Annotated in this window: 19 protein-coding genes and 2 pseudogenes; 3 read left to right on the top strand and 18 right to left on the bottom strand. The window is 68.5% G+C overall.

Annotated elements, in window-relative coordinates; all coding sequences use genetic code 11:
• Window positions 1–43 precede the first annotated feature (43 nt).
• From RI138_RS22570 to RI138_RS22515, 12 genes are all read right to left on the bottom strand, one after another.
• On the bottom strand, window positions 44–1,285 hold the full coding sequence (locus RI138_RS22570; RefSeq protein WP_311121382.1) for an ABC transporter ATP-binding protein: 1,242 nt from the start codon (window positions 1,283–1,285) through the stop codon (window positions 44–46).
• Window positions 1,275–2,252, bottom strand: a complete 978-nt coding sequence (locus RI138_RS22565; protein WP_096626954.1) for an ABC transporter ATP-binding protein — start codon at window positions 2,250–2,252, stop codon at window positions 1,275–1,277. The genes RI138_RS22570 and RI138_RS22565 overlap by 11 nt, the downstream gene beginning before the upstream one ends.
• A 13-nt stretch (window positions 2,253–2,265) precedes the next feature.
• Window positions 2,266–3,243 carry an ABC transporter permease gene (locus tag RI138_RS22560; RefSeq protein ID WP_096626953.1) on the bottom strand — a complete coding sequence of 326 codons (978 nt, stop codon included), beginning with the start codon at window positions 3,241–3,243 and terminating at the stop codon, window positions 2,266–2,268.
• Complete coding sequence (locus RI138_RS22555) at window positions 3,236–4,159, bottom strand: ABC transporter permease (RefSeq protein ID WP_311121381.1); 924 nt, start codon at window positions 4,157–4,159, stop codon at window positions 3,236–3,238. The genes RI138_RS22560 and RI138_RS22555 overlap by 8 nt, the downstream gene beginning before the upstream one ends.
• Window positions 4,160–4,251: 92 nt before the next feature.
• Entirely contained in the window at window positions 4,252–5,883 is a 1,632-nt protein-coding gene (locus tag RI138_RS22550; RefSeq protein WP_311121380.1) for a peptide ABC transporter substrate-binding protein, read from the bottom strand.
• Window positions 5,884–6,046: 163 nt separating this feature from the next.
• Complete coding sequence (locus RI138_RS22545) at window positions 6,047–7,189, bottom strand: ABC transporter ATP-binding protein (protein WP_311121379.1); 1,143 nt, start codon at window positions 7,187–7,189, stop codon at window positions 6,047–6,049.
• Window positions 7,182–8,240 carry an ABC transporter ATP-binding protein gene (locus RI138_RS22540; RefSeq protein ID WP_311121378.1) on the bottom strand — a complete coding sequence of 353 codons (1,059 nt, stop codon included), beginning with the start codon at window positions 8,238–8,240 and terminating at the stop codon, window positions 7,182–7,184. Before RI138_RS22540 ends, RI138_RS22545 begins: the two co-directional genes overlap by 8 nt.
• Before the next feature lie 11 nt (window positions 8,241–8,251).
• Complete coding sequence (locus RI138_RS22535; RefSeq protein ID WP_311121377.1) at window positions 8,252–9,208, bottom strand: ABC transporter permease; 957 nt, start codon at window positions 9,206–9,208, stop codon at window positions 8,252–8,254.
• A complete protein-coding gene (locus tag RI138_RS22530; RefSeq protein WP_311121376.1) occupies window positions 9,201–10,130 on the bottom strand; it encodes an ABC transporter permease in 930 nt (309 codons plus the stop codon). The genes RI138_RS22535 and RI138_RS22530 overlap by 8 nt, the downstream gene beginning before the upstream one ends.
• Before the next feature lie 131 nt (window positions 10,131–10,261).
• On the bottom strand, window positions 10,262–11,878 hold the full coding sequence (locus RI138_RS22525) for a peptide ABC transporter substrate-binding protein (RefSeq protein ID WP_311121375.1): 1,617 nt from the start codon (window positions 11,876–11,878) through the stop codon (window positions 10,262–10,264).
• 572 nt (window positions 11,879–12,450) lie between these two features.
• Window positions 12,451–14,325, bottom strand: coding sequence for a translational GTPase TypA (gene typA / locus RI138_RS22520; RefSeq protein ID WP_096626944.1), 1,875 nt, complete (start codon window positions 14,323–14,325; stop codon window positions 12,451–12,453).
• 428 nt (window positions 14,326–14,753) lie between these two features.
• Window positions 14,754–17,249, bottom strand: a complete 2,496-nt coding sequence (locus tag RI138_RS22515; protein ID WP_311121374.1) for an ABC transporter family substrate-binding protein — start codon at window positions 17,247–17,249, stop codon at window positions 14,754–14,756.
• Between the two features lie 422 nt (window positions 17,250–17,671).
• Between RI138_RS22515 and RI138_RS22510 the strand changes: the two genes are divergently transcribed.
• Complete coding sequence (locus RI138_RS22510) at window positions 17,672–18,715, top strand: hypothetical protein (RefSeq protein ID WP_311122981.1); 1,044 nt, start codon at window positions 17,672–17,674, stop codon at window positions 18,713–18,715.
• Window positions 18,716–18,753: 38 nt separating this feature from the next.
• Here the strand turns inward: RI138_RS22510 and RI138_RS22505 are convergent.
• Together RI138_RS22505 and RI138_RS22500 are read right to left on the bottom strand one after the other, a co-directional pair.
• Window positions 18,754–18,937 (bottom strand): annotated as a pseudogene (locus tag RI138_RS22505) (acetylxylan esterase); the annotation flags it as partial.
• Window positions 18,938–18,969: 32 nt separating this feature from the next.
• Window positions 18,970–19,194, bottom strand: coding sequence for a hypothetical protein (locus RI138_RS22500; RefSeq protein WP_311121373.1), 225 nt, complete (start codon window positions 19,192–19,194; stop codon window positions 18,970–18,972).
• 148 nt (window positions 19,195–19,342) lie between these two features.
• Between RI138_RS22500 and RI138_RS22495 the strand changes: the two genes are divergently transcribed.
• Window positions 19,343–19,678 carry a cupin domain-containing protein gene (locus RI138_RS22495; RefSeq protein ID WP_311121372.1) on the top strand — a complete coding sequence of 112 codons (336 nt, stop codon included), beginning with the start codon at window positions 19,343–19,345 and terminating at the stop codon, window positions 19,676–19,678.
• Between the two features lie 92 nt (window positions 19,679–19,770).
• Here RI138_RS22495 and RI138_RS22490 read toward each other — a convergent pair whose 3' ends face one another.
• Window positions 19,771–20,781 (bottom strand): YdcF family protein, encoded by a 1,011-nt coding sequence (locus RI138_RS22490; RefSeq protein ID WP_311121371.1) that lies wholly within the window; start codon window positions 20,779–20,781, stop codon window positions 19,771–19,773.
• A gap of 177 nt (window positions 20,782–20,958) precedes the next feature.
• Window positions 20,959–21,417 carry a hypothetical protein gene (locus RI138_RS22485; RefSeq protein ID WP_311121370.1) on the bottom strand — a complete coding sequence of 153 codons (459 nt, stop codon included), beginning with the start codon at window positions 21,415–21,417 and terminating at the stop codon, window positions 20,959–20,961.
• Window positions 21,418–21,892: 475 nt separating this feature from the next.
• Here RI138_RS22485 and RI138_RS22475 point away from each other — a divergent pair.
• Window positions 21,893–22,011 (top strand): annotated as a pseudogene (locus RI138_RS22475) (IS5/IS1182 family transposase); the annotation flags it as partial.
• A 329-nt stretch (window positions 22,012–22,340) separates the two neighbouring features.
• Here the strand turns inward: RI138_RS22475 and RI138_RS22470 are convergent.
• Window positions 22,341–22,727, bottom strand: a complete 387-nt coding sequence (locus RI138_RS22470; protein ID WP_033948004.1) for a nuclear transport factor 2 family protein — start codon at window positions 22,725–22,727, stop codon at window positions 22,341–22,343.
• A gap of 412 nt (window positions 22,728–23,139) precedes the next feature.
• Entirely contained in the window at window positions 23,140–24,681 is a 1,542-nt protein-coding gene (locus RI138_RS22465; RefSeq protein WP_311121369.1) for a DUF6056 family protein, read from the bottom strand.

The following is a 24,681-nucleotide window of genomic DNA, read 5'->3' as shown; positions in this document are numbered from 1 at the left end:
GCGACGGGCGAGTTGCCGGCTTGTTAACGAATCTGATGCCGTTTTACGGTGCTTCGTCCTTCGTGGGCCCCGGCTGGGACCCGTCGTCCCCCGGCCCTGGCCCGTCGTCCCCCGGCTCGGGCACGTCCTCGACCGGTCGCCGCCCCGGGATCTCCAACTCCCCCTCCTGCGGCACCACATGCTTCTCCTCCGCGAAGTGGCAGGCCGAGTCGTGCCGGGCAGGGGTGTCGGAGAACCGGAACTCCGCGGGGACCGCCAGCAGCGGCACCTCCAGTTCGCACCGCTCCTGCGCCTTCCAGCACCGGGTACGGAAGCGGCAGCCGGAGGGGATGTTGGCGGGCGAGGGGACGTCGCCGTGCAGGATGATCCGCTCCCGGTGGGCGCGGGCCTCCGGGTCCGGTACGGGCACGGCGGAGAGCAGCGCCTGCGTGTACGGGTGGGTGGGGTGGTCGTAGATCTCCGCGTCCGTGCCGATCTCCACGATCCGGCCGAGGTACATCACGCCGACCCGGTCGGAGATGTGCCGGACGATGGAGAGGTCGTGCGCGATGAAGATGAAGCTCAGGCTGAATTCGGCCTGGAGCCGGTCCAGCAGGTTGACGACCTGGGCCTGTACGGAGACGTCGAGCGCCGAGACCGGTTCGTCGGCGACGATGATCTCCGGGTTGAGGGCGAGTCCCCGGGCGATGCCGATGCGCTGGCGCTGGCCGCCGGAGAACTGGTGCGGATAGCGGTTGATGTACTCCGGGTTGAGCCCGACGACGTCCAGCAGATCCTGGACCTTCTGGCGGCGGCTGCCCTTGGGGGCGACCTCGGGGTGGATCTCGTACGGCTCCCCGATGATGTCGCCGACCGTCATGCGCGGGTTCAGCGAGGTGTACGGGTCCTGGAACACCATCTGGATGTTGCGGCGCACGGCCTTCAGCGCCCGGCCGGACAGCCGCGAGACGTCCTCGCCCTTGTAGCGGATCGCGCCCGCGGTGGGGCGTTCCAGATGCACGAGCATCTTGGCGACGGTCGACTTGCCGCAGCCGGACTCCCCCACGATGCCCAGCGTCTCGCCCGCGTGGAGGTCGAAGTCGACACCGTCGACGGCCCGGACCGCGCCGATCTGCCGCTTGAAGAGGATGCCCTGGGTGAGCGGGTAGTGCTTGGCGAGGCCGCGCACTTCGAGGATCGGGTCGCCGTCGGCGTACGGCTTGCCGCCCTCCCCCGCCTTGGACAGCAGGGTGGACCCCGCCGCACCGCCCCCGCTCCCCTCGTTCCGGTCGCCGTCAGCGTGCATCGAGCGTCTCCTTCCAGAAGTGGCAGGCGCTCCTGCGCTGTTCGTCCACCTCGTAGAGGGGTGGCACATCGGTGCGGCACACGTCCTGGGCCATCGGGCAGCGGGGGTTGAACGCGCAGCCCGGCGGGATGCGGAGCAGGTTGGGCGGCAGGCCCTTGATCGCGTAGAGCTCCTGGCCCTTCTGGTCCAGGCGCGGGATCGACCGGAGGAGGCCCTTGGTGTACGGGTGGGCGGGCGCCTTGTAGATCTCGTGGACGGGCGCGGTCTCCACGATCCGGCCCGCGTACATCACCGCGATCTTGTCCGCGACGTCGGCGACCACACCGAGATCGTGGGTGATGAGGATGAGGCCCATGTTCAGCTCGCGCTGGAGCTCGGCGAGCAGGTCCATGACCTGGGCCTGGACGGTGACGTCGAGGGCGGTGGTCGGCTCGTCCGCGATGATCAGGGACGGTTCGAGGGCCATCGCCATGGCGATCATGATGCGCTGGCGCATCCCGCCGGAGAACTGGTGCGGGTAGTTGCCGACCCGTTCCTTGGCGGCCGGGATGCGGACCCGGTCCATCAGCTCGACCGACTTGGCCTTCGCGTCCTTGCGGGACATCCCGCGGTGGACGACGAACATCTCGCCGAGCTGCTGGCCGACGGTGAGGACCGGGTTGAGGGACGACAGGGCGTCCTGGAAGATCATGGCCATCTCCTGGCCCCGGATCCTGCGCCGCTCCTCCGGCTTGAGCTTCAGCAGGTCCTGGTCCTTGAAGAGGATCTCGCCGCCCGCGATCTTCCCGGGGGGCATGTCGAGGATGCCCATGATCGCCTGCGCGGTGACGGACTTGCCGGAGCCGGACTCGCCGAGGACGGCGAGCGTCTCGCCCTCGGCCACCGAGTAATTGACCCCGTTGACGGCCTTGGCGATCCCGTCGCGGGTGTGGAACTCCACATGCAGATCGCGCACTTCGAGCAACATGGCAACCGGCTCCTCAGCGCAGCTTGGGGTCGAGGGCGTCGCGCACCGCGTCGCCGAGCATGATGAAGGCGAGCACGGTGATCGCCAGTGCCCCGGCGGGCCAGAGCAGCATGTGCGGGGCGTTGCGGACGTAGTTGGCGGCCGCGGAGATGTCGATGCCCCACGAGACCGCCGGGTCCTTCAGGCCGACGCCGAGGAAGGACAGGGTCGCCTCCAGCGAGATGTAGGTGCCGAGCGCGATGGTCGCCACGACGATGACGGGGGCGATGGCGTTCGGGGTGATGTGGCGCAGCAGCATCCGGGAGTTGGAGGCGCCCAGTGCGCGGGCCGCCTGGACGTAGTCGTTCTGCTTGGCGGTGATCACCGAGCCGCGGGCGATACGGGCGATCTGGGGCCAGCCGAGCAGGACGATGAAGCCGACGACGGGCCAGACGGTGGAGCTGGTGACGACGGAGAGGAAGACCAGGCCGCCGAGGACGACGGGGATGCCGAAGAAGACATCGGTGAGGCGGGAGAGGACCGAGTCCCACCAGCCGCCGAAGAAGCCCGCGAGCCCGCCCAGCACGCTGCCGAGGATCGCGACGCCGAGGGTGGCGCAGACGCCGACGGTGACCGAGGTCCGGGTGCCGTAGACGACGCGGGTGTAGACGTCGCGGCCCTGCGGGTCGAAGCCGAAGGGGTGGCCGGGCTCCGAGCCCTTCTGGGCGTCGTCCAGGTCGGCCTGGAGGGGGTCGCCGCTCGCGATGAGCGAGGGCCAGATCGAGATGATCACCAGGAAGAGGATGACCAGCGCGGAGATGATGAAGACCGGGTTGCGCCGCAGGTCGCGCCAGGCGTCGGACCACAGGCTGCGGGGCTTTCCGGCCGGGCCGGTGCCCTCGGGTCCGCCCGGGGTCTTCTCCAGGCTGGCGCCCTCCTCCAGGGCGAGGTCCATCGCGCCGCCGGCTCCCGCCGGGGAGATCGCTCCGTCCGATGACTGCGGCTCAGGCATAGCGGATCCTCGGGTCGAGTACGGCGTACAGGAGGTCGACGATCAGGTTGGCGGCCAGGAAGACGAGGACGAGGATCGTGACGAACCCGACGACGGTCTGGGAGTTCTGGCGCAGGATTCCCTGGTAGAGCTGGTAACCGACCCCGTGGATGTTGAAGATCCGCTCGGTGACGATGGCCCCGCCCATCAGGGCTCCCACGTCCGTACCGATGAAGGTGACGACGGGGATCAGCGAGTTGCGCAGCAGGTGCCGGACGACGACCCGGCGGCGGGGCAGCCCCTTGGCGACGGCGGTGCGTACGTAGTCGGCGCGGGCGTTCTCGGCGATCGAGGTCCGGGTGAGCCGGGTGACGTAGGCGAGCGAGACCGAGGCGAGGACGAGGCCGGGGACGAGCAGTTCGTCGATGGTGGGGTCCGGGGAGACCGAGGGTTTGATGATGCCCCACTTGACGCCGAGGAGGAGCTGGAGCAGCAGGCCGGTGACGAAGGTCGGGACGGCGATGACGACCAGCGTGAGGATGAGGACGGTGGTGTCGACGGGGCGGCCGCGCCGCAGGCCGGTGACGACGCCGAGGCTGATGCCGATGACGATCTCGAAGGCGATCGCGACGACGGTGAGCCGGATCGTGATCGGGAAGGCCGTGGCCATCAGCTCGGTGACCTTCTGCCCGTTGAACGCGGTGCCGAAGTCGCCGGTGAAGACGTTGCCCATGTACGTCAGGTATTGCTGCCAGACCGGCTTGTCGAGGCCGAACTCGGCGCGCAGCTGGGCGGCGGTGGCCGGATCGCACTGGCGGTCGCCGCAGAGACCCGCGATGGGGTCACCCATCACGTTCACCATGAGGAAGATCAGCAGCGTGGTGCCGAAGAAGACGGGGATCATCTGCAGCAGCCGCCGGATCACATAACGTCCCATGAGGGGCTCCGGGGGTCGGGGCGGGCTCGGCGGAGGGGTGCGCGGACGGCCGGGACGCGCGTCGGGCGTCCCGGCCGTCCGGTATCAGCAGGTCACTTGACGGTGATCTCTTCGTAGACCGGGACGCTGAAGGGGTTCAGTGCGACGTTGTCGATCCGGTCCGAGTAGCCGGCGCTGCCGTTCTGGTACCAGAGCGGGATGGAGGGCATCTGCTCGACGAGCACCTGCTCCGCCTCCTGGAAGGTGGTGACGGCCGCCGCCTTGTCACTCTCGGCGTTGGCCTGGTCGACCAGGTCGTCGAACTCCTCGTTGGTCCACTTGCCGTCGTTGGAGGGGGCGTTGGTGTAGTAGAGCGGCTGGAGGAAGTTCTGGATGAGCGGGTAGTCCATCTGCCAGCCCGCGCGCCAGGGCCCGGTCATCTTCTGGGTGGAGACCTGGTTGCGGAAGTCAGCGAAGGTGCCGACCGGGCCGCCGACGCAGGCCTGGTTGTTGCCCATGACGTTGTTGATGCTGTTGCAGACGGCGTCGACCCACTCCTTGTGGGAGCCGGTGTCCGCGTTGTACGAGATCTTCAGCTGGCCGCCGGGGATGCCGCCGCCCTCGTCGATCAGCCTCTTGGCCTCGTCCTTGTCGTACGTGCACTCCTTGCCGCAGAGGCCTTCCTTGTAGCCGCCCTCCTCGCCGAGGACCGGGGAGGTCCAGTCGGATGCCGGGGTACGGGTCTTCTGGAAGATCTGGTCGGTGATCTGCGGCCGGTTGATCGCCATCGAGAGGCCCTGGCGGACCTTGCGGGCGTCGTCGGTGTTCCATTCGTCGTCGTAGAACGGGAAGGAGAGGGTCTGGATGATGCCGGCGGGGGTGTTGATGTACCGGTCGCCCAGGTCCTGCTCGACGTTCCGGAGCTGGGAGGCGGGCACGTCGTCGACGAGGTCGAGGTTGCCTGAGGTCAGCGAGGTGTAGGCGGTGTTGTTGTCGGTGAAGACCTTGAGGTCCACGCCGCCGTTCTGCGCCTTGTCGTCGCCCGGGTAGTCGTCCCAGCGGCGCAGGTTCATCGAGGAGCCCTTGGCGTAGGACTCGACGGTGTACGGGCCGTTGCCGATGGGCTTGGAGAGCCAGGCGTCGTGGTCGTCGTAGAACGCCTTGGGCAGCGGGACGAAGGCGGAGTAGCCGAGGGTGTCGGGCCACAGGGAGAACTTCTGGGTGAGCTTGGCGGTGAAGGTCAGGTCGTCGACGACCTTCAGTCCGGACATGGTCTCGGCGGAGGCGGTGCCGGACTCCGGGTGGACCGTGTCGTAGCCCTCGATGTACTGGAAGAAGTAGGCGTTCTTCTGGTTGTTCTTCAGCGCGGCGCCGTAGTTCCAGGCGTCGACGAAGGAGTTGGCGGTGACCTTCTCGCCGTTGGAGAACGTCCAGCCGTCCTTCAGCTTGATCGTGAAGGTCTGGGAGTCCGTCGTGTCGATGGACTCGGCGATCATGTTCTGGGCCTCGCCGGTCCTCGGGTCGTAGCGGATCAGCCCGCGGAAGACCATGTCGAGGACCTTGCCGCCCTGCACCTCGTTGGTGTTGGCCGGTTCCAGCGGGTTCTGCGGGTCGCCCCAGGAGGAGCTGACGATCCCGTCGGCGCCGCTGCCGCCGCCGCTGTCGTCCCCGCCACCGCAGGCTGTCGCGGCCAGGGCGACGGCCACCGCACATGCGGCCCACCTGACGTGTGTGGCTCCGCGCATGGAGTGCCTCCTAGAGTCATCGAGTAGCTCAATGCCTCATATCACCCCATAACACCACTCATCGCATGCGGGCTTACCCCGTACGGGCACGGGGGTGCGCGGACACGACGATGCCCGGCCCCCACGGGGGACCGGGCATCGTTCGTCGAGCTACCGAAAGAGGTTACGCCGCGTGCACGACGTCCTTCTCCTCGGCGAAGTGGCACGCCGACTCGTGCGCGGCCGGGGTGGCCCCCGACACGAAGCGCTCGGGGATCGCCAGCAGCGGCTCCTCCGTCGCGCAGCGCTCCTCGGCCTTCCAGCACCGGGTACGGAAGCGGCAGCCGGACGGCGGGTTCGCCGGGGACGGAACGTCACCGGTCAGGATGATCCGCTCGCGCCCCTCGCGGGCCGCCGGGTCCGGCACCGGGACCGCCGACAGCAGCGCCTGGGTGTAGGGGTGCGTCGGGTGGTCGTAGATCTGGGTGTCCGTACCGATCTCGGCCATCTTGCCCAGGTACATCACGCCGACGCGGTCGGAGATGTGCCGGACGATGGAGAGGTCGTGCGCGATGAAGACGTAGGACAGGTTGAACTCGTCCTGGAGCTTCCCCATCAGGTTGATGACCTGCGCCTGCACCGACACGTCGAGCGCGGAGACCGGCTCGTCGCAGATGATGATCTCCGGGTTGAGCGCGAGGCCCCGGGCGATGCCGATGCGCTGGCGCTGACCGCCGGAGAACTGGTGCGGGTACCGGTTGATGTACTCCGGGTTCAGACCCACGACGTCCAGGAGCTCCTGGACGCGGCGGCGCCGGTCGCCCTTCGGGGCCACCTCGGGGTGGATCTCGAAGGTCTCCCCGATGATGTCGCCGACCGTCATGCGCGGGTTCAGCGAGGTGTACGGGTCCTGGAACACCATCTGGATGTTGCGGCGCACGGCCTTCAGCGCACGGCCGGACAGCTTGGTGATGTCCTGGCCCTTGTAGAAGACCTCACCGGCGGTGGCCCGCTCCAGCGTCATCAGGAGCTTGGCGACCGTGGACTTGCCGCAGCCGGACTCCCCGACGATGCCCAGGGTCTCACCGGCGTACAGGTCGAAGGAGATCCCGTCGACGGCCTTGACCGCGCCGATCTGCTTCTTGAAGAGAATGCCCTGAGTCAGCGGGAAGTGCTTGACCAGGTTGCGCACCTGGAGAATCGGCTCCCCCTGGCCGGCGGGCGCGTCGACGGCGGCTACGGCCTCCGCCTCGGTCGCGGCGTCCGCGGTCTCCACGTCGGAGACGTTCGGGGTGGCGTCCACGGGCTCCTTCTTGAGCTCAGCCATGGATCGTCTCCTTCCAGAAGTGGCACGCGCTGCCGCGGCCGACCAGCTCAAGGCCGTCCTGCTCGGTCACCGGAGCGAGCGGCGGGACGTCCGTACGGCAGATGTCCTGCGCCTTGGGGCAACGCGGACTGAAGGCACAACCGGCGGGGATGCGCGTGAGGTTGGGCGGCAGACCCTTGATGGCGTAGAGCTCCTGGCCCTTCTGGTCCAGGCGCGGGATCGAGTCCAGCAGACCACGGGTGTACGGGTGCGCCGGGCGGCTGTACAGCTCGCCCACCGGGGCCGTCTCCACGATCCGGCCCGCGTACATCACGGCGATCTTGTCCGCGACGTCGGCGACCACGCCGAGGTCGTGGGTGATCAGGATCAGGCCCATGTTGTACTCGCGCTGGAGCTCGGCCAGCAGGTCCATGACCTGGGCCTGCACCGTCACGTCGAGCGCGGTGGTCGGCTCGTCCGCGATGATCAGGTCCGGCTCCAGGGCCAGCGCCATGGCGATCATGATGCGCTGGCGCATACCGCCGGAGAACTGGTGCGGGTAGTCCGAGATACGGGCCGCCGCCGCCGGGATCTTGACCTGGTCCATCAGCTCGATGGACCTGGCCTTGGCGTCCTTGCGGGACAGGCCCTGGTGCACCCGGAACATCTCGCCCAGCTGGTAGCCGACGCTGAGGACCGGGTTCAGCGAGGACAGGGCGTCCTGGAAGATCATCGCGATCTTGCGGCCGCGGATCCTCCGGCGCTCCTCGTTGGACATCTTCAGCATGTCCTGACCGCGGAAGAGGATCTCGCCCTGCGTGATCTTCCCGGGCGGCATGTCGAGGATGCCCATGATGGTCTGCGCGGTCACGGACTTGCCGGAGCCGGACTCACCCAGCACCGCGAGAGTCTCGCCGGCGCTGACGGTGTAGTTCACACCGTTGACCGCCTTGGCCACACCGTCACGGGTGTGGAACTCCACGTGCAGGTCACGGACGTCGAGCAGTGGACCGTCGCCACTCACGGACTCCCGCGGTGCGGGGACGTGAGCCGTCTTGTCGATGGTGGTCACGAACGCCTCCCTCAGCGCATCTTGGGGTCGAGGGCGTTGCGGACCGCATCGCCGAACATCAGGAAGGACAGCACCGTGATCGAGACCATCACCGAGGGGATGATCAGGACGTACGGAGCGTTGCGGAGCTGGTCCTTCGCAGCGGACACATCGATGCCCCACGAGACCGTCGGCTCGGCGAGGCCGATACCGAGGAACGACAGGGTGGCCTCGGCGGCGATGTAACCGCCGAGCGCGATGGTGGCGACCACGATCACCGGAGCGATGGCGTTCGGCAGGATGTGCCGCGTCAGAATCCGGGTGGTGGAGGCGCCGAGCGCCTTGGCGGCGACGACGTAGTCGGCCTGCTTGATCGTGATCACCGAGCCGCGGGCGACACGGGCGATCGAGGTCCAGCCGAGGAAGGCCATCGACAGGATCACGACCCAGACCGAGCGCTCCTCGAAGGTGGTCAGGATGACCATGGCGCCGACGATGAAGGGGACACCGAAGAAGACGTCGGTGACGCGCGAGAGGATCGTGTCGATCCAGCCGCCGAAGTAACCGGCGATCATGCCGACGATGAGGCCGGTGATGGTGACCGCGAGGGTCACGACGACGCCGACGGTGATGGAGGCACGGGCCCCGTAGATGAGACGCGCGTAGATCGAGCGCCCCTGGCCGTCGTAGCCGAGCCAGTCCGGGGCGAAGAAGTTGCCCCAGTTCGGGTGCTGGAGATAGTGCTTGGCCAGGTCCGCGTCGCGCGGCGAGGCACTGGTGAACAGGCTCGGGAAGGCCGCCATCACGGCGAGCAGCACGATCAGCACCATCGAGACGAGGAACAGCGGGTTCCGGCGCAGGTCGTGCCAGGCGTCGGACCAGAGGCTGCGGGGCTTGCCGGGCGCGGGCCCTGCGTCTGTCGCGGCGGGCGTCTGACCGGCGGCGGCCGGGACGTCGGTGCTCTTCTTGAGTGCGGTGGTGTCAGGCATACCGGATCCTCGGGTCCAGGACCGCGTAGAGCAGGTCGACGAGCAGGCTGCAGACGAGGTAGACGATGACGAGCAGCGTCACGATGCCGACCACCGTGGCGCCCTCGCGCTTCCCCAGGGCCTCGAACACGAGCTGTCCGACACCCTTGATGTTGAAGATGCCCTCGGTGACGATCGCGCCGCCCATCAGGGCGCCGATGTCGGTGCCGAGGAAGGTGACGACCGGGATCAGCGAGTTGCGCATCAGGTGGACGCCGATGACACGGCGGCGCGGCAGGCCCTTGGCGACGGCCGTGCGCATGTAGTCCGCGCGCAGGTTCTCGGCGACCGAGGTACGCGTGAGACGGGCAACGTAGGCGAGCGACAGCGACGCCAGCACGACGGCCGGCATGATCAGCTCGCCGTTGGTCGGTTCGATACTCACGTTGGGCTTGGCTATGCCGAGCTGGAACGCGAAGAGGTGCTGAACGAGGAAGCCCAGGACGAAGGAGGGCATGGAGATCAGCACCAGCGTCAGGCCGAGCAGACCGCGGTCCCGGAGGGACTCGGCCTTCAGACCCGCAATGATGCCGAGCGAGATCCCGGCGACGACCGTGAAGACGAACGCGAAGATCGCGAGTCTGACGGTGATCGGGTAGGCATCGGCGATGACGTCGGCCACCGGGCGCTGCGTCCCGATCTGTGTGCCGAGGTCCCCCTGGAACAGGTTGCCCAGGTAGTTCAGATACTGCATCCAGATCGGCTGGTCGAGACCGAGGTCCGCCTTGATCTGCGCGATCTGGGTGGCGTCTACGTGCTGTTCACCGGCAAGTGCTCTGACGGGGTCGCCGGGCAGTGCGTACATCATCAGGAAGACCAGCAGGGTCGACCCGATGAAGACCGGGATCATCTGGAGCAGTCGTCGTGCGACATAGCGCCCCATGGGTGCCTCCGTGTGGGGATAACTGCGGCGCGGGGGCCGCCTCTTGGCAGAGGCGGCCCTCGCGCCTCCGGTCGCGCCGATGACCGACGCGACCGGATGACGGCCAGGTGGGGAAATGACCCGCAGGCGTGTTACTTGGTGGTGACGCCGGTCAGTTCGAGGTCACCGTGGAAGTCGACCTTGACGTTGTCGACGTTCTTTCCGTGGCCGCCGTTGATGCGGTAGTACCAGAGCGGGATCGCCGGCATCTTCTCGACGAGCGCCTTCTCGACCTCCTGGTAGGCGGCGACGGACTCTTCCAGCGAGTCGGCCTTGTCGCCCTTGGCCATCAGCTCGTCGATCTCCTTGTCGGAGAAGCGACCGTTGTTGGACTCCGCCTTGGAGTGGTAGAGCTCCTTGATGAAGTTCACGTTGACCGGGTAGTCGGCGACCCAGCCACCGCGGTACATGCCCTTGACCTCGTCGTTGTCACGAGCCTCAAGGTCGGTCGGGAAGTCCGGCTTGGCGTCGCCGACGCAGTCGATCCCGGTGGAGTTGCGGATGGACTCGCAGACCGCGGTCACCCACTCCTTGTGCCCGCCGTCCGCGTTGTACTGGATGGAGAACTTGTCACCCGGGACACCGCCACCCTCCTTGATGAGGGCCTTGGCCTTGACCGGGTCGAACTTCAGGAAGTCCGACTCAAGCTGCTGGTTGCCCTTGACCTGCGGCGGCGTGAAGCTCGTCGCGGGCGTACGGGTGCTGTTCAGGACGGTCTTGGTGATCGTGTCACGGTCGATCGCCATGGACAGACCCTGGAGGACCTTGGGGTCGATGTCCTTGAAGGTGTCCGTGTAGAACGCCGGGACCAGCGTCTGGATCGCGGCGTACGGCTGCTCGATGGCGCCGTCACCGAGGTCCGACTTGTACTTGGGCAGGTCACGCGGACCGACCTGGCGGATGATGTCCAGGTTGCCCGAGACGACGTCCGCGTAAGCGGCCTCGACGGTCGTGTAGTTCTTGAACTGGATGCCCTTGTTGGCAGCCTTGTTCGGGCCCTGGTACTGGTCCCAGGCCTTGACCTGGATCAGCTTCTTGCGGTCCCACTTCTCGAAGGTGTACGGACCGTTACCGATCGGCTTGAGGCCGAACGCCTTCGGGTCGTCGTAGAACACCTTCGGCAGCGGCGCGAACGTCGAGTAGCCGAGCTTGTAGTTGAAGTACGGAACCTTCTCCGCCAGCTCGATGGTGAAGGTGGTGTCGTCCACGGCCGTCAGACCCGACATCTTGTCGGCCTTCGGCTCACCCTTCTCCGGGTGGACGTCCGCGTAGCCCTTGATGTCGGCGAACCAGAACGCGTTCTGCTGCTTGTTCTTGACGTTGGCGTACCAGTTCCACGCGTCGATGTAGGACTGCGCGGTGACGTCCTCGCCGTTGTGGAACTTCCAGCCCTTCTTGAGCTTGACGGTCCACGTCTTGGAGTCCTCGGTCTCCACGGACTCGGCGTTCGTGAGAACGATCTCGCCCTTGGAGTCGAAGTCCAGCAGCTGGGTGAACAGCGACTGGATGACGTAGGAGCCGTTGCTCTCGTTGGTGTCGGCCGGCATCAGCAGCTTCTGAGGCTCACCGACGTCGATCGAGACGTAACCGGCGGGCTGACCCGACGTGTTCTTCTTGTCACCGTCACCACTGCCGCCGCCACAGGCCGTCGCGGCCAGGGCGATGATTGCCGCTCCCGCGACCCACTTGGCGCTCTTGGCACCGCGCATGGGTTTCCTCCTCATGAGTCCACTTTTTGACTACAAGAAGGGCACTGGAGAGATTCACCGACACCCCTGACGGTGATCGTTCAGTGCCCCGAGTGTGCTCGTGAGTCGGCACTCCCCACAGTGCGTGACCCATTGACCCGAGCTCAATGGAGCCAACTATTGAGTACGACCGGGCTGTAAACCACACTTAAAGGGTCTCGGTTTGACAACATCAGACCCCCCCGTGTGCCCGAAATCCGGACAAAGCGATCCCAGACAGACACGCCCGAAACGGACTGTTAACACATGTTCCGGAGAGCGACCCCCGATATCCGGACACCACGGTCAGGAAAAGCGATTGACGAAGGCCCGGCCCCCCACAGTGTCTGTGGGGGGCCGGGCCTTCTGTCAATGCCTGTGCTGACGGTCCGTCCGACCGGATGAATCGCGATCGGACGGACCTTCGCATACGGAGCGTGCGCCTCCGACCGTGCCGAGCCTCTGGAGGGGCTCAGGAAGCAGGCGCTCGCTCAGCGCTGCTCGGCGCGGACTCAGCCGTACCTGGCGACGGCTCAGCCGTGCTCGGCTCGGACTCAGCCGTTCTTGGCGCGCGAGGCGGCGCGGCTGCGCTCCCTCTGGTCCAGGACGACCTTGCGGATACGCACGGTCTCCGGGGTCACCTCGATGCACTCGTCCTCGCGGCAGAACTCCAGGGACTGCTCCAGCGACAGCTTGCGGGCCGGGACCACGTTCTCCGTGGTGTCCGCGGAGGCCGCACGCATGTTGGTGAGCTTCTTCTCCTTGGTGATGTTCACGTCCATGTCGTCGGCCCGGGAGTTCTCGCCGATGATCATGCCCTCGTAGACCTCGGTGCCGGCCTCGGTGAAGATGACACCGCGCTCCTGGAGGTTGACCATCGCGAACGGCGTGACGGAGCCCGCGCGGTCGGCCACCAGCGAGCCGTTGTGACGCGTACGCAGGTCACCGAACCACGGCTCGTGGCCCTCGAAGATCGAGTGCGCGATGCCGGTGCCGCGGGTCTGGGTCAGGAACTCCGTACGGAAGCCGATGAGGCCGCGGGAGGGCACGATCCACTCCATGCGGACCCAGCCCGAACCGTGGTTCGTCATGGTCTCCATACGGCCCTTGCGGGTCGCCATGAGCTGGGTGATGGCGCCGAGGTGCTCCTCGGGGGAGTCGATCGTCATGCGCTCGATCGGCTCGTGGGTCTTGCCGTCGATCTGCTTGGTGACGACCTCGGGCTTGCCTACGGTCAGCTCGAAGCCCTCGCGGCGCATCTGCTCGACCAGGATGGCGAGCGCGAGCTCACCGCGGCCCTGGACCTCCCAGGCGTCGGGCCGCTCGGTGTCCAGGACGCGGAGCGAGACGTTACCGATCAGCTCGCGGTCCAGGCGGTCCTTCACCTGGCGGGCGGTGACCTTGTGGCCCTTGCCGCCCTTGCCGACGAGCGGCGAGGTGTTGGTGCCGATGGTCATCGAGATGGCGGGCTCGTCGACCGTGATCAGCGGCAGCGCGATCGGGTTCTCGGGGTCGGCCAGGGTCTCGCCGATCATGATGTCCGGGATACCGGCGATGGCGCAGATGTCGCCCGGGCCCGCCACCTCGGCCGGCTTGCGGGTGAGCGCCTCCGTCATCATCAGCTCGGTGATGCGGACGCTGGACATGGTGCCGTCGCGCTTGATCCAGGTGACGGTCTGGCCCTTGCGCAGCTCGCCCTGCTCGACGCGGCACAGCGCGATACGGCCGAGGAAGTTGTCGGCGTCCAGGTTGGTGACGTGGGCCTGGAGCGGCGCGTCCTCGTCGTACTCCGGGGCCGGGACGTGCGACAGGATCGTGGAGAAGAAGGGCTCCAGGTTCTCGCTGTCCTGCGGGACGGTGCCGTCCTCGGGCTTGGTCAGCGAGGCGACGCCGTCACGGGCACAGGCGTAGACGATCGGGAACTCGATCTGGTCCTCGTCCGCGTCCAGGTCCAGGAACAGGTCGTACGTCTCGTCGACGACCTCGGCGATCCGGGAGTCGGGGCGGTCCGTCTTGTTGATGCACAGGATGACCGGCATCTTCGCGGCCAGCGCCTTGCGCAGCACGAAGCGGGTCTGGGGCAGCGGGCCCTCGGAGGCGTCGACGAGCAGCACGACCGCGTCCACCATCGACAGACCGCGCTCGACCTCGCCGCCGAAGTCGGCGTGGCCGGGGGTGTCGATGATGTTGATCGTGATCGGGTCCCCGCCGTCCTTGGGGTGGTACTTCACCGCCGTGTTCTTGGCGAGGATCGTGATGCCCTTCTCACGCTCCAGGTCGTTCGAGTCCATCATGCGGTCGTCGAGCGACTCGGCAGCGTGCGCGGCGAAGGAGCCGGCCTGCTTGAGCATGGCGTCGACCAGCGTGGTCTTGCCGTGGTCGACGTGGGCGACGATGGCTACGTTACGGATGTCGTGGCGCGTGGGCATGGGTGGCTTGCGCTTCTCTCGGATCGTGGGATCAGGCGTCTCAGTCGGTCTTCGAGTCCTCGTACGCCCGCCGGGCGGCACGCCACGGCTCGTCCCATGGTACGGGCCCTGCGCCCACCGGGCTTCCCGGGCCGATCCGCAGAGGCGGTCTTCCCGTGTGATTCAGGCGATATTCAGCCGGTGTCAAGGGCGGAGGAGGGCCCTTGGGTGCTGCGGTGAGCCGATGTCAAGGTGCTGCCGGGCCCGTGGGAGGCCGGTGGGGGGAGCTGTGGTGGAGCTCTGGCGAAGCTTTTGGGGGGGGTGAGGAGTGGTGAAGCGATGAACGGCCCGGGTCAGGGCAGGAACCACATTGCCCGCCGGGTAAACCGGCGGGCAAGGGTTTTGAGGTGCATCTGAGCTTGGCGGCGGAGGGGCGGGGCGCTTCCCCGCTACTTCTTGCGGTCTGCGGGGGAACCTGCCGCTTTCCGGTTCTTGAACCCGATGTCCTGATACCGGGGGGCGGCGAACCCGAAGGCGCCGACGTTCACGAGCTTTTTGTCGACCGCGACGAGCTGAGGGCGCTGGAAGAGCGGAATCGATCCGGCGGCGGCCCAGATCCGGGCGTCCGCCTGCTTCATCAGCTCCCTCGCGGCCTTCTCGTCCAGCTCGGCGACGGCCTGGTCGAAGAGCTGGTCGATGTGGTCGGTGCCGACGCGCGTGTAGTTCTGCTCGACGAGGAGCGATCCGTCGGTGGCGGGCTCCGGCTTGGCGTAGATCGGGCGCCCGTCGGTGGCCGGGTAGGCGGTGGCGGGCCAGGAGTAGAGCGCCAGGTCGAAGTCGCCGGAGGCGATGTGGTCCTTGAAGTAGCTCTCGTCGGAGACCTTGGTGATCTCCGTGCCGATCCCGATCTTCTGCAGCATCGCCGCGATCTTGTCGCCGACGCTGCGCAGCGACTGGGAGCCGGGCCCGGAGGGGAGCACGAAGCGCAGGGTCAGCGTCTTGCCGTCCTTGCCGAGCTGTCCCTTGGCCGCGGCGGGGGCAGCCGGGGCCGCGGTACCCACGGGGGCGTACGCTCCGGCGGCGACGCCGGGCTGCTTGTCCTGGGCGGCGGCGGCACCGTCCGCGCCGAGGGCTCCGGCCTGGCGGAGCAGGGCGGTGCTCTGGGCGGCGGCCGCCCGGGCGGGGGCGAGGACGTGGACGGCGGAGGCGCCGGTGGCGGAGGCCGGGGGCTGCGCGGGGGCCTGGGCGCCGGGCTTGTTGTCGCCGCCGACGATGTAGAGGCCCTCGTCGCGGGAGGCGGCGGTGTCCTCGGAGTCCTGGTCGGCCTTCTTCTTCGCGGCCGCCTTCTCCTCGGCCTTCTCTTCCTTCTCGGCCTTCTTCTCGTCCGCCTCCTCGTCGGCCTTCTCGTCGGCCTTCTTCTTCTCGGCCGCCTCGGAACCCTCGGCGTCGGCGCCCGTCTCCTTCTTGTCCTCCTCCTTCTCCTTCTTGTCCTTCTCCTTCGCCGCCTCGCCGTCCTTCTTCTCCGCCTCGCTGCCCGCCTTGGTGTCCTTGGGCTTGTCGAGCGCGCCGCCCCGGGTCCAGCCGGCGTCCGCCAGCAGAGCCCGGGCCTCCTTGGTGTCCTGGTCGCCGAGCGCGCCGCTGCCGTCCTTGTAGCCGGGCTGCCCGGCGAGGGCGAGGTGGCTGCCGAGCGGCTTCGCCGGAAGGCCCAGGGGCCCCAGCACCGTCCGGGCGAGCTCCTCGCGGTCCAGGGCGCGGGCCACCGCGCGCCGGACCCGGTCGTCGGCGAGCGGCCCGGACTCGCCGTTCAGCGCGAGCTGGGTGTAGGCGGGCTCCAGGGACTTGCGGACGGCGAAGTCGCGCAGGGCCTTCTGCTGGGCCCCGTACACGGCGACGGCCTTGCGGTTCTTCTCCCGGGCCGCCTGCGCGATCTCCGCCTGCTCCTCGTCGGAGCCGTACGCCAGGGCCCAGGAGCGCAGGGCCGCGGCGGGTGTGATCTCGGAGCCGGGGCCGTGGGTGAGCGGCTGCCCGTTGTTCCCCCGGTCGCGGAGGGCGAGGGTGATGCGGTCGGCGGTGGCCGCGTCGATGTCGGCGACGTGCACCGTGCCGTCGGCGAGGGCCTTCGTACGGTCCTTGGTGGCGACGGCGTGGAAGACGAGGGTGTCCAGCTTGGCCCTGTCGCCCCACCAGCGCGGGTTGCGGGCCAGGGTGACGGTGCCCTTGGACTTGCTGACACCGCGCAGGACGAAGGGCCCGGCGGTGTTCTTCAGCGTCGTGCGCGCCCCGTCGTTGAAGGCGTCCGGCGAGCCGGTGATCTCCTTCGGGTAGAGCGGGGAGAACAGCGAGCGCCAGTCGGCGTACGGCTTGGAGAAGGTGACCCGCACCTGGAGGTCGTCCGCGCCGCGCTCGATCCTCTCGACCCGCTCGTACCCGGCGTTGCGGGCGGTCCAGAACGCGGAGTCCTTGCCGCTGAGCGCCCGCCACTGGGCGACGAAGTCGGGGGCCCCGATCTCCCGTCCGTCGCTCCACACCGCCTGCTGGTTGAGCTTGTAGAGGACCACTTGCTTCGGCTCACGCTCGATGATCTTCGCGGACTCCAGATAGTCCGGGTTGAGCTTCGGCTGCCCGGAGGCGTCCATCGGGAAGAGGGTGGGGAGCAGGGCGCCGGTGATCCGGGTGGTGGCACTGTCGGCGTCCGCCTGGAAGGCGTTGAAGGTGGCGGGCAGCGCGTCGACCGCCCAGTTCACCGTCGAGCCGTCGGCGACCGCGTCGCGGGCGGCGGGTGCGATGTCCTGGGGAACCGCCCGGGAGGTCTCCTCGGTGCCGGAGCTGCAGCCCGCCAGTACCGGGATCGTGAGCACCCCCGTCGTGAGGAGCGCGAGCGATCGGCACTGGCGAAGCGATCGGCGCTTTCGGACCGTCCCGCGCGGGACGCCGACGTGGGACATGGCTGGTACCTCCGGGGCCGGCCCGGACCACCCCGTACCGGAATGGACCGGATAGTGCGTATTTGGTGGCATTTGCAGTTGATCACACCGATTCCTTCCACCCACTGAAAGCGCCCGCCTGCGCGAGGGGACGGCGACACGACGGACACGGGCCCGAAGCTCACTCGCCCGGAGGAACGTTTTGGCGCACGCTCAAACGCGACTGCGCAGCCATCAGGACCGGATGACCTCGCCCCCTGCCGGCACGTAGGGATGAACATCGGAACGCCGGTATGCGCTCCTATGAGGCGCTGATCCAGAAGGCAGTGAATGACGGCACCATCGGGCCGAGTGACGCGATCTCCATCACCAACACCCGAGGCAACACCGGGCTGCTGAATCTCGGAAACTGGTCCCACCGCATCACACCACCGGGAGCCAGAATGAGCCGTACCACCCCGCCGCGCCCCGTCGACATCACCGCGGTCGTTCCTCAACTGGCCCCGTTGGCACGTCCCGCGACCCGGCTGCACCCGCGTCCCGGAACACCGTCACCCCACGAAAGCTCGATCGGCGGGCCACTGCTGTGGCCCGCCGACGAGCCGTGGCCCCAGTGCGAAGGCCCGCACGAGTGGGATCAACTGAACGAGGCTCTGGCCCCGGATGACGTACGGCTGCAACGGCGCATCCGGGCGGCACGAGCGACGCGGCCGGACGACAGCACCTGGACAGCGCCGTACACGATCGAGGAGTGGATGCGCTATCAGCGGATCGAGGGCGGCCCCTGGCCGGAAGGGCCGGTCGCCCTGCTGCCCGTGGCGCAGCTGTACGCGCGCGACATCCCCTCGCTGCGCCCGCCCGGGCAGTCCGAGGCCGATCTCCTCCAGGTGCTGTGGTGCCCCTTCGACCACCCCGCCCACCCCGAGCCCGCGCTGTTCTGGCGGTCCTCGGCGGATGTCACCGAAACTCTCACAGCCCCGCCCGAACCGCCCGTGATCCAGTTCCCCGGCTATCTGCCCGAGCCGTGCCTGCTCGCGCCGGAACAGATCACCGAGTACCCCAACCCCATGGAGCTGAGCAGCGAACTACAGCGACGGCTGGAGGACTGGCGCACCTGGCAGGCGGCCGGGGCCGCAGTCGCCCCTTCCTACGAGCCCACGCCGCGGACCTTCTACCGGAACGAGCTGTCGGTGGCTCCCGGCTGGAAGGTCGGCGGCTGGACCCGTTGGGGCCTCACCGATCCCGTCCCCAGGCTCTGCCCCGCATGCGGCACCGAGATGGACCCGCTGCTGACGATCGCCTCCGCCGAATGGAACGCCGTCACCCTCAGTTGGGCCCCCTATGAGGACCAGGCCCGCCCCACGCCGCCCCTGCCCGCCCCTCAGCCGTCGAATCCGACCATGCTCGACCTCGCCCGAGGCTACGACCTGCAACTCCATCTCTGTCCGGCGTCCCCGGACCACCCGTACACCTGCCTGGTCCAGTAGGCCCCGGCCCAGGACGCCGGGACGCCTCGCGGGGTGCACGGCACGGACGGGTCGAGGAGCGCGGCCGCGACGAGGGTGGGCGGGCCTCAGCCGGATCGCCGCCGTCGCCGCGTCCAAGTAGCGCGGTACGCCCGTGACTTCGGGGTGCCCGCGGTAGTACGCCCGGACCGCCTCGCCGCTGCCCTCACAGGGCAGGGTCAGGCGCAGCTGGTGGTCACGGAACACCGCAGCCCCGGCCATGATCCGCCGGGCTCCTAGTGGCGCCCCTTCTTCGCGCGGGCACGGCCCACAGCTTGGTTGACGCCTTCCAGGAGGCAGGTGACGGCCACGACCGTTATCAGGCGCAGCCACCACGGAAAGCCGAAGAACTGCCCGCCGATGAAAACCACGCCGAGCGAAACGGCGAGCGTCAGCCAGTAGGGAAGGCTTCTCACCTCGTCGTTCTTCGACGGGACTCCCACACCTTCATCTGCGTGCACTTCGACTCCCCCATACGTGTTTCGCCCATTGGTCTTCCTTGAGCCGCGTGGGCCCGACGTGGTCAGGGTCGGGTGCGGCGGACATCGATCCTAAGCGCTCGTAAGGGTCTTGGGTGCTGGGGGCCGGGTGCATCACTAGGCTCATGCCATGGAGATCATCAAGGGCGCCGGAGTGTGGGCGCATCCCGGTGAAGTGGGCAACGACTGGGTTGAGCAGCTACGGACGTCAGATCTGTCGCTGGGCACGTACTGCATCCCCGTCGGAGGGCGCGATACCCAGAGCCCTCACACCGAGGATGAGGTCTACGTCGTCATGGCCGGGCGGGCCAAGATCATGACGCCTGACCGGACGTCCGAGGTGGGCCCCGGGGCGGTGATCTTCGTACCGGCCGGCGAGGAGCACCGATTCATCGACGTGACCGAGGACTTGGCGTTGCTCGTGGTGTTCGGTCCCGCTTTCGGGTCGCGTACGCCCAAGTCGTAGACACCACAGGGCTCTGGGCCGCCGCGGGCGTATGACCAGGGATGGCACCTCTTCATGATCGTGTCACGAGTTCCCAGTGGCCGCTCTCCCTCTCACCAGCCCATGCCGACCACCACAGCCAGCGCCGCCAGCAGCACGCACAAAGCAGCGTTGACGATCCGGTGCTCCCAGAAGACCGCGACGAACTCCCGGATCGTGGCGCTCGGCCAGAAGTACGCGGCCGTCGGAGAGCCGATCACCTGGCCGCGCACGCCCTCCCGGCGGGCGGTCATCGCCGCGCGGAACGCGTGGAAGTTGTTGGTCACCACGACGCATACGTAACGCTCGTCGGCCGCCTCCATCAGCCGTCGGCTGAAGCGCAGGTTCTCCGTCGTCTTACGGGAGCGGGACTCCTCCAGGACGAGTTCCGGGTCGGCACCCTCGGCTGCCAGCCAGCGGCCCATCGCCTCGGCCTCCGGCAGTTTCTCGTCCGCGCCCTGGCCGCCGGAGACCAGCAGTACGGGGGCCGCCGCACCCCGTGCCACCTGCTGCTCCTGGATGCGGAGTCCGGCCCGCAAGCGCGAGGCGAGCAGCGGAGGCACGCGTTCACCGGCGATGAGGCCCGAGCCCAGCATCACCACGAAGTCCACATCGCCACGCACGCGGATGCGCCCGTACAGAAAGGCGTAGGCGAGGAAGCAGAGGAACAGGAAGCCGATATAGCCGGTGATCAGCACTACGGCCAGGATGAACGACCGGTACGCGTTCGAGCCGCCGAAGTAGTCGGCCGTGGCCACGAGCGTCAGGACGACGAGAATACCCACCCCGGCCAGCCCCGAGAGGAGGTTGGCCGGTCTGCGGCCTTCCTTGCGGACCATGGTGAGGCCGTTGACGAGGAGGAAGCCGCCGAGGACCACGACCGCGAGGACGGGGACGAGGAAGACCAGCGAGTACACCAGGAGAGCCAGATTCCCCGGCAACCGGTCCACCTGCGTCAGCAGGGCGAACGACAGGCTCAGCACGGTCAGACCGAGCAGGACCGCGTTACGGAACTGGCGACGGTCCTGCCGTACACCCCAGCAGGACCAGAGGAGGAAGACGGCTGTCGGTACGAAGGCGATCACTGGGACCTCGGGTGCGTCGGGTGCGTCGGGTCGGTCGGCCGCGTGGTACGCGGCACCGTCGGGGCGGGGGCAGCGGGGGACAGCGGGTCGGTGAGTCCGCAGGACCCCAGGTCCGCGGGCGCAGGTTCTCGGGCGCAGGTTCTCGGGCGCAGGTCCGCAGGACCCCAGGTCGGCGGCCTACTGCGTCGAGCGGCGGTTCTCCTCGACCCAGTCGTCGTTCGTCTGCCAGGCGTACAGCGTGTGGTTCTCCAGCGAGACGTAGTAGGAGCCGCAGCGGCCCTTCGCGCTGCTCGCGACCCCCGAGGGGAACCAGGACGCGCTGATCTCGGGAGCCGGGGCCGGGCCGCTCCCGCCGTCGAGCGGTTCACACCGCGCGGGGAGGCCGCCGTCGCTGAGCGTGGCCTTCAGGATGCGCTCGCCGCCGGTGGTCCTCATGGCGTACTCGACAGAGGCCGCGTCGTCCGGCAGCCAGCGGGGAACGGACTCGCGCTCCTCCTTCGCCTCCTTGCCCGTGGCGTAGGCCGAGGTCTGCTCGTGACGCCCTTCGTACCACTCCTTGGCCTCGGGTACGGCCACTGCGGCCGCGACTCCGAGCACCGCCACGGCGCCCACGACGCCTATCAGAACGCCACGCATGTTCTCTCCTGTTCGACTGCGAACAAATCTCTTTTGCTCACCTCCACTTTCGACTGCGAATGCTCTGAAAGCATCAAACTATGGGACATTTAGGCGTACGCCTCTGGTCGTACGGCCCCCTGAGCGATGCCCCGTGACTCCGAATCCACTTTGAGCAGGCTGCCACTGGAACTGGTGCGCGCCTGTCGCCCGGAGCGGAGGAGTCAGTTGCGGTCGGACCCGCCTTCCAGCAGGTAGTCGACGTTCCGTTGCAGGATGGCCAGCGCGGTGGCCGGAGACACCCGCCCGGGAGGCGACGTCGCGGAGGCTGACGGCCTCCATGCCCGAGCGCGCGATCAGCGCGCAGACCGCCTCGGCGATCCGCCGGCGCCGGTCCTGCTCGCAATGGCGGCGCGCCAGCACCACGCGAGGAAGCGGGCGGACCGTCAGCCGTGAAAGGCACACAGGCCGACCGGCGAGCTGAGATGCTCCGGACGTGGCTGGTGTGATCACGGCGTCGGAGCCGCCCTGGACAACCCGTTCTCCGGGCTGAGCCCTCGCGCCTTCGGCGAGCTGGTCACGGTTCCACGGCGCCAGGGCATGGACACGGTCCGGTGTGCATGGTCCGGTGTACACGGTCCGCAGCAACCGGCCATGGAGCCTCCCACTGGTGTGTGTGCGGGTCATGGAGGCCGACGAGGAGAACGGATCCCGCATCGTGATGCAGGACATCCAGGGCAACGAGCTCTGTGTCGACTGACGTGCCCGGCCGCAGAGCCCTCGGCGTCCACCACCAGCAGATCGCACCGGCACACCACCCGCGTGCGGCCTGGGCGGACGACCTCCGCACGGGACGACCGAAGCGTAGTGAAGATGATCTCGGCTAGACCCGCGGCCCCGGACGGGGCCGGTTCAGGAGTAGGACGGCGCCAGAGGAGAACGACTCAGGAGGCGGACGGCCCGATCTCCCCCGCGAAGACGATGACCTGGTCGATGAGGCTCCGCCGCAGATGGACGACGTCCGTTCCCGCCAGGCGGGGGCCTCCGTCCGGCGTCGTGAAGACCCACTGGTACCGGGCCCACTCGTCCGGCATGTCCACCGCCGAACAGCGCACCATCGTGCCGGTCCCCGCGGGGTGGCGCCGGATGTCCAGCACGAACCGCTCGACCGCCTCGATCCCCTCACTGCGGCCCAACGGCCCCCAGAAGACCACGTCCGAGGTGAGGGCCTGGGAGAGCAGCGCAGTCACATAGCTGTCGTCCGAGGCGTTGAACGCGGAGATGAACGTGTCGATCGCGGACCGCGCGGTCTCTTCCTGCTCTTCCTGCATGCACCAGTAATACCAGTCGCCCCGCGGACCGCGCTCGTCCCGTGAGCCGTCTCCCGACCACGGTGAACCATCCCGGTCACAGCACTGGGACGGCGAGCTGCGCCGGTAACCCCGGGCACACCCCTGGCACGCCAAGGTTCCGATCGAGGGTTCAGAGGGGGCCGTCACGGGGAGGCCCGTATCGTGGGCGCTTCCCGGCTCCGCAGGATCATCGTCTCCTTGAGCGATCCGCTTCCCGCGACGAACTCCAGGCCGGCAGCCTCGTGCACTTCAGGGGTAGGCGATGGCGCTGCCGGACACCTGCCCGCAGGAGACCGGCGCGTTTGTGGGTCATCGGCTCTCAGCAGCCAGAGATCCGCGGCCAGAAATCCCCCGAACCTCGGGCATCGACGGACCCCGACAGCTGCCGGCCTCAGGGGTTCCTGGCCCCGTCCGTGACGCGGTCCAGCCCGTAGAAGTCTGCGACGCATCCGCCCGGCCAGTAGCTGCGGCCCCCCTTGCTGAAGGGCTCCAGGGTGCCGCTGATGACCAGTCGCTCGTAGGGGAGGACTCGTTCGCCCGCCGCCGCTCCCTCCCGCAGGCGGCGGTCCTGGGCGTCCCACTTCTCGGCCCGCGCGCGCATGTTCGTGTCCAGGTTGAGCAGCGCGACCGCCGGACCGAAGCAGACCAGCACGCACAGCGCGGCGGCCCCTGCCTTCACCGGGGCGGTGCGCCATGCGCGGCGGCGGACCGCGAGGCCCAGGAGGGTGCCGACGCCGACCAGCAGGATGACGTACAGCAGGAGGTAGTCGTTCCACAACCGGTTGGCGCTCGGGTCGCTCACCCGGTCCTGGAAGACCGGGTAGGCGATGACCGTGCAGAGGTAGCCGGAGGCCAGGAGCGTGAGGAATCCGGCGGCGGTCAGCAGGGGCCAGTGCGCCGGCGGGCGGGGTGCTCTGCCGTCCGAGCGGGCGCACAGCAGGCCGAGCAGTACGCCTGCCGCGACCGCGCCCACGTACTGCCAGGTCGTGGCGACGGTGACGGTGATCTCGGCGAAGCCGCGCAGCGACGCGGCGAGCGACTCGGGGGCCAGCAGCGACGTCGTCTCCGCCCCGAACCGGTTCCGGCGGTTGGTCGAGCCGGGGGAGGTGATGAGGACGAGGGCCCCGACCACGGTCCCGGCGATGCCCACCGCGCACCACAGGCGGACGAAGGCCCGGTCGGGGGCGGGAACGACGCGGCCGCTCAGGAGCAGGGCGGCCACCAGCACCATCACCACCACGATCGCCGTCTCCTCGGACAGCGTGGCGAGGAAGGCGGACATGAGGAGCGCCACGGCCACCACGGCCGCCCTGCCCCGACGAGTACGGGCCAGCAGCAGCGGGATCAGGGCCGCGCAGGCCAGAACCGGTGGCAGGGTGTGCGAGACCGAGGCGGCGGGCCAGTAGAACGTCTTGTACGTGTTCGGGGTGACGAACAGGAACAGCGCCGTGACCATGGCAGCGAGCAGGAGCGGCAGGCCGCGCGGGGTGCTCAGCCGGGCCCGGCGCAGTGCCACGACGGCCACGGCCCACAGGACCGCGAGCACCAGGGCCCCGCTGACCAGGGGGAACCACTGGTGGCCCGCCACCTGGAACTTCGCGTAGGCGCCGACCATGAGGGCGTTGGCGACGCGGCCGTTGTCGTCGAAGTAGAACTTCCCGACGATTCCCGCGATGCCGTCGTCCCGTACGACGGGCAGGAAGCACCAGTCGTCGGCGCTGGGCCTCACCCACCGGCCGAACCAGGACGCCGCGGCGAGCAGGGACAGCGGCGGGAGCGCCAGGGCGGTCACCCAGAGAGCGGTCCACGGGCGGCCCTGCGCACCCCCGTTGCCATTCCCGTTGCCCCTGGTCCTGCCCTTCCCTCTCCGCTGCCGCGCGTCCTGGCCCTCAGGCCGTTCCGGGGCGGTCGTTCCGGGAACGTGCTCGGGCAT

The sequence above is a fragment of the Streptomyces durocortorensis genome, from assembly GCF_031760065.1.
GTDB lineage: Bacteria > Actinomycetota > Actinomycetes > Streptomycetales > Streptomycetaceae > Streptomyces.
The sequence above is the reverse complement of the archived record's forward strand: the minus strand, read 5'-3'. Positions and strand labels throughout refer to the sequence as shown.

Excerpts from the sequence above, each read along its gene's own strand:
- RI138_RS22570 (WP_311121382.1), bottom strand. The coding sequence starts at position 1,285 with ATGCACGCTGACGGCGACCGGAACGAGGGGAGCGGGGGCGGTGCGGCG.
- RI138_RS22565 (WP_096626954.1), bottom strand. The coding sequence starts at position 2,252 with ATGTTGCTCGAAGTGCGCGATCTGCATGTGGAGTTCCACACCCGCGAC.
- RI138_RS22560 (WP_096626953.1), bottom strand. The coding sequence starts at position 3,243 with ATGCCTGAGCCGCAGTCATCGGACGGAGCGATCTCCCCGGCGGGAGCC.
- RI138_RS22555 (WP_311121381.1), bottom strand. The coding sequence starts at position 4,159 with ATGGGACGTTATGTGATCCGGCGGCTGCTGCAGATGATCCCCGTCTTC.
- RI138_RS22550 (WP_311121380.1), bottom strand. The coding sequence starts at position 5,883 with ATGCGCGGAGCCACACACGTCAGGTGGGCCGCATGTGCGGTGGCCGTC.
- RI138_RS22545 (WP_311121379.1), bottom strand. The coding sequence starts at position 7,189 with ATGGCTGAGCTCAAGAAGGAGCCCGTGGACGCCACCCCGAACGTCTCC.
- RI138_RS22535 (WP_311121377.1), bottom strand. The coding sequence starts at position 9,208 with ATGCCTGACACCACCGCACTCAAGAAGAGCACCGACGTCCCGGCCGCC.
- RI138_RS22530 (WP_311121376.1), bottom strand. The coding sequence starts at position 10,130 with ATGGGGCGCTATGTCGCACGACGACTGCTCCAGATGATCCCGGTCTTC.
- RI138_RS22525 (WP_311121375.1), bottom strand. The coding sequence starts at position 11,878 with ATGCGCGGTGCCAAGAGCGCCAAGTGGGTCGCGGGAGCGGCAATCATC.
- typA (WP_096626944.1), bottom strand. The coding sequence starts at position 14,325 with ATGCCCACGCGCCACGACATCCGTAACGTAGCCATCGTCGCCCACGTC.
- RI138_RS22515 (WP_311121374.1), bottom strand. The coding sequence starts at position 17,249 with ATGTCCCACGTCGGCGTCCCGCGCGGGACGGTCCGAAAGCGCCGATCG.
- RI138_RS22510 (WP_311122981.1), top strand. The coding sequence starts at position 17,672 with ATGAGCCGTACCACCCCGCCGCGCCCCGTCGACATCACCGCGGTCGTT.
- RI138_RS22495 (WP_311121372.1), top strand. The coding sequence starts at position 19,343 with ATGGAGATCATCAAGGGCGCCGGAGTGTGGGCGCATCCCGGTGAAGTG.
- RI138_RS22485 (WP_311121370.1), bottom strand. The coding sequence starts at position 21,417 with ATGCGTGGCGTTCTGATAGGCGTCGTGGGCGCCGTGGCGGTGCTCGGA.
- RI138_RS22470 (WP_033948004.1), bottom strand. The coding sequence starts at position 22,727 with ATGCAGGAAGAGCAGGAAGAGACCGCGCGGTCCGCGATCGACACGTTC.
- RI138_RS22465 (WP_311121369.1), bottom strand. The coding sequence starts at position 24,681 with ATGCCCGAGCACGTTCCCGGAACGACCGCCCCGGAACGGCCTGAGGGC.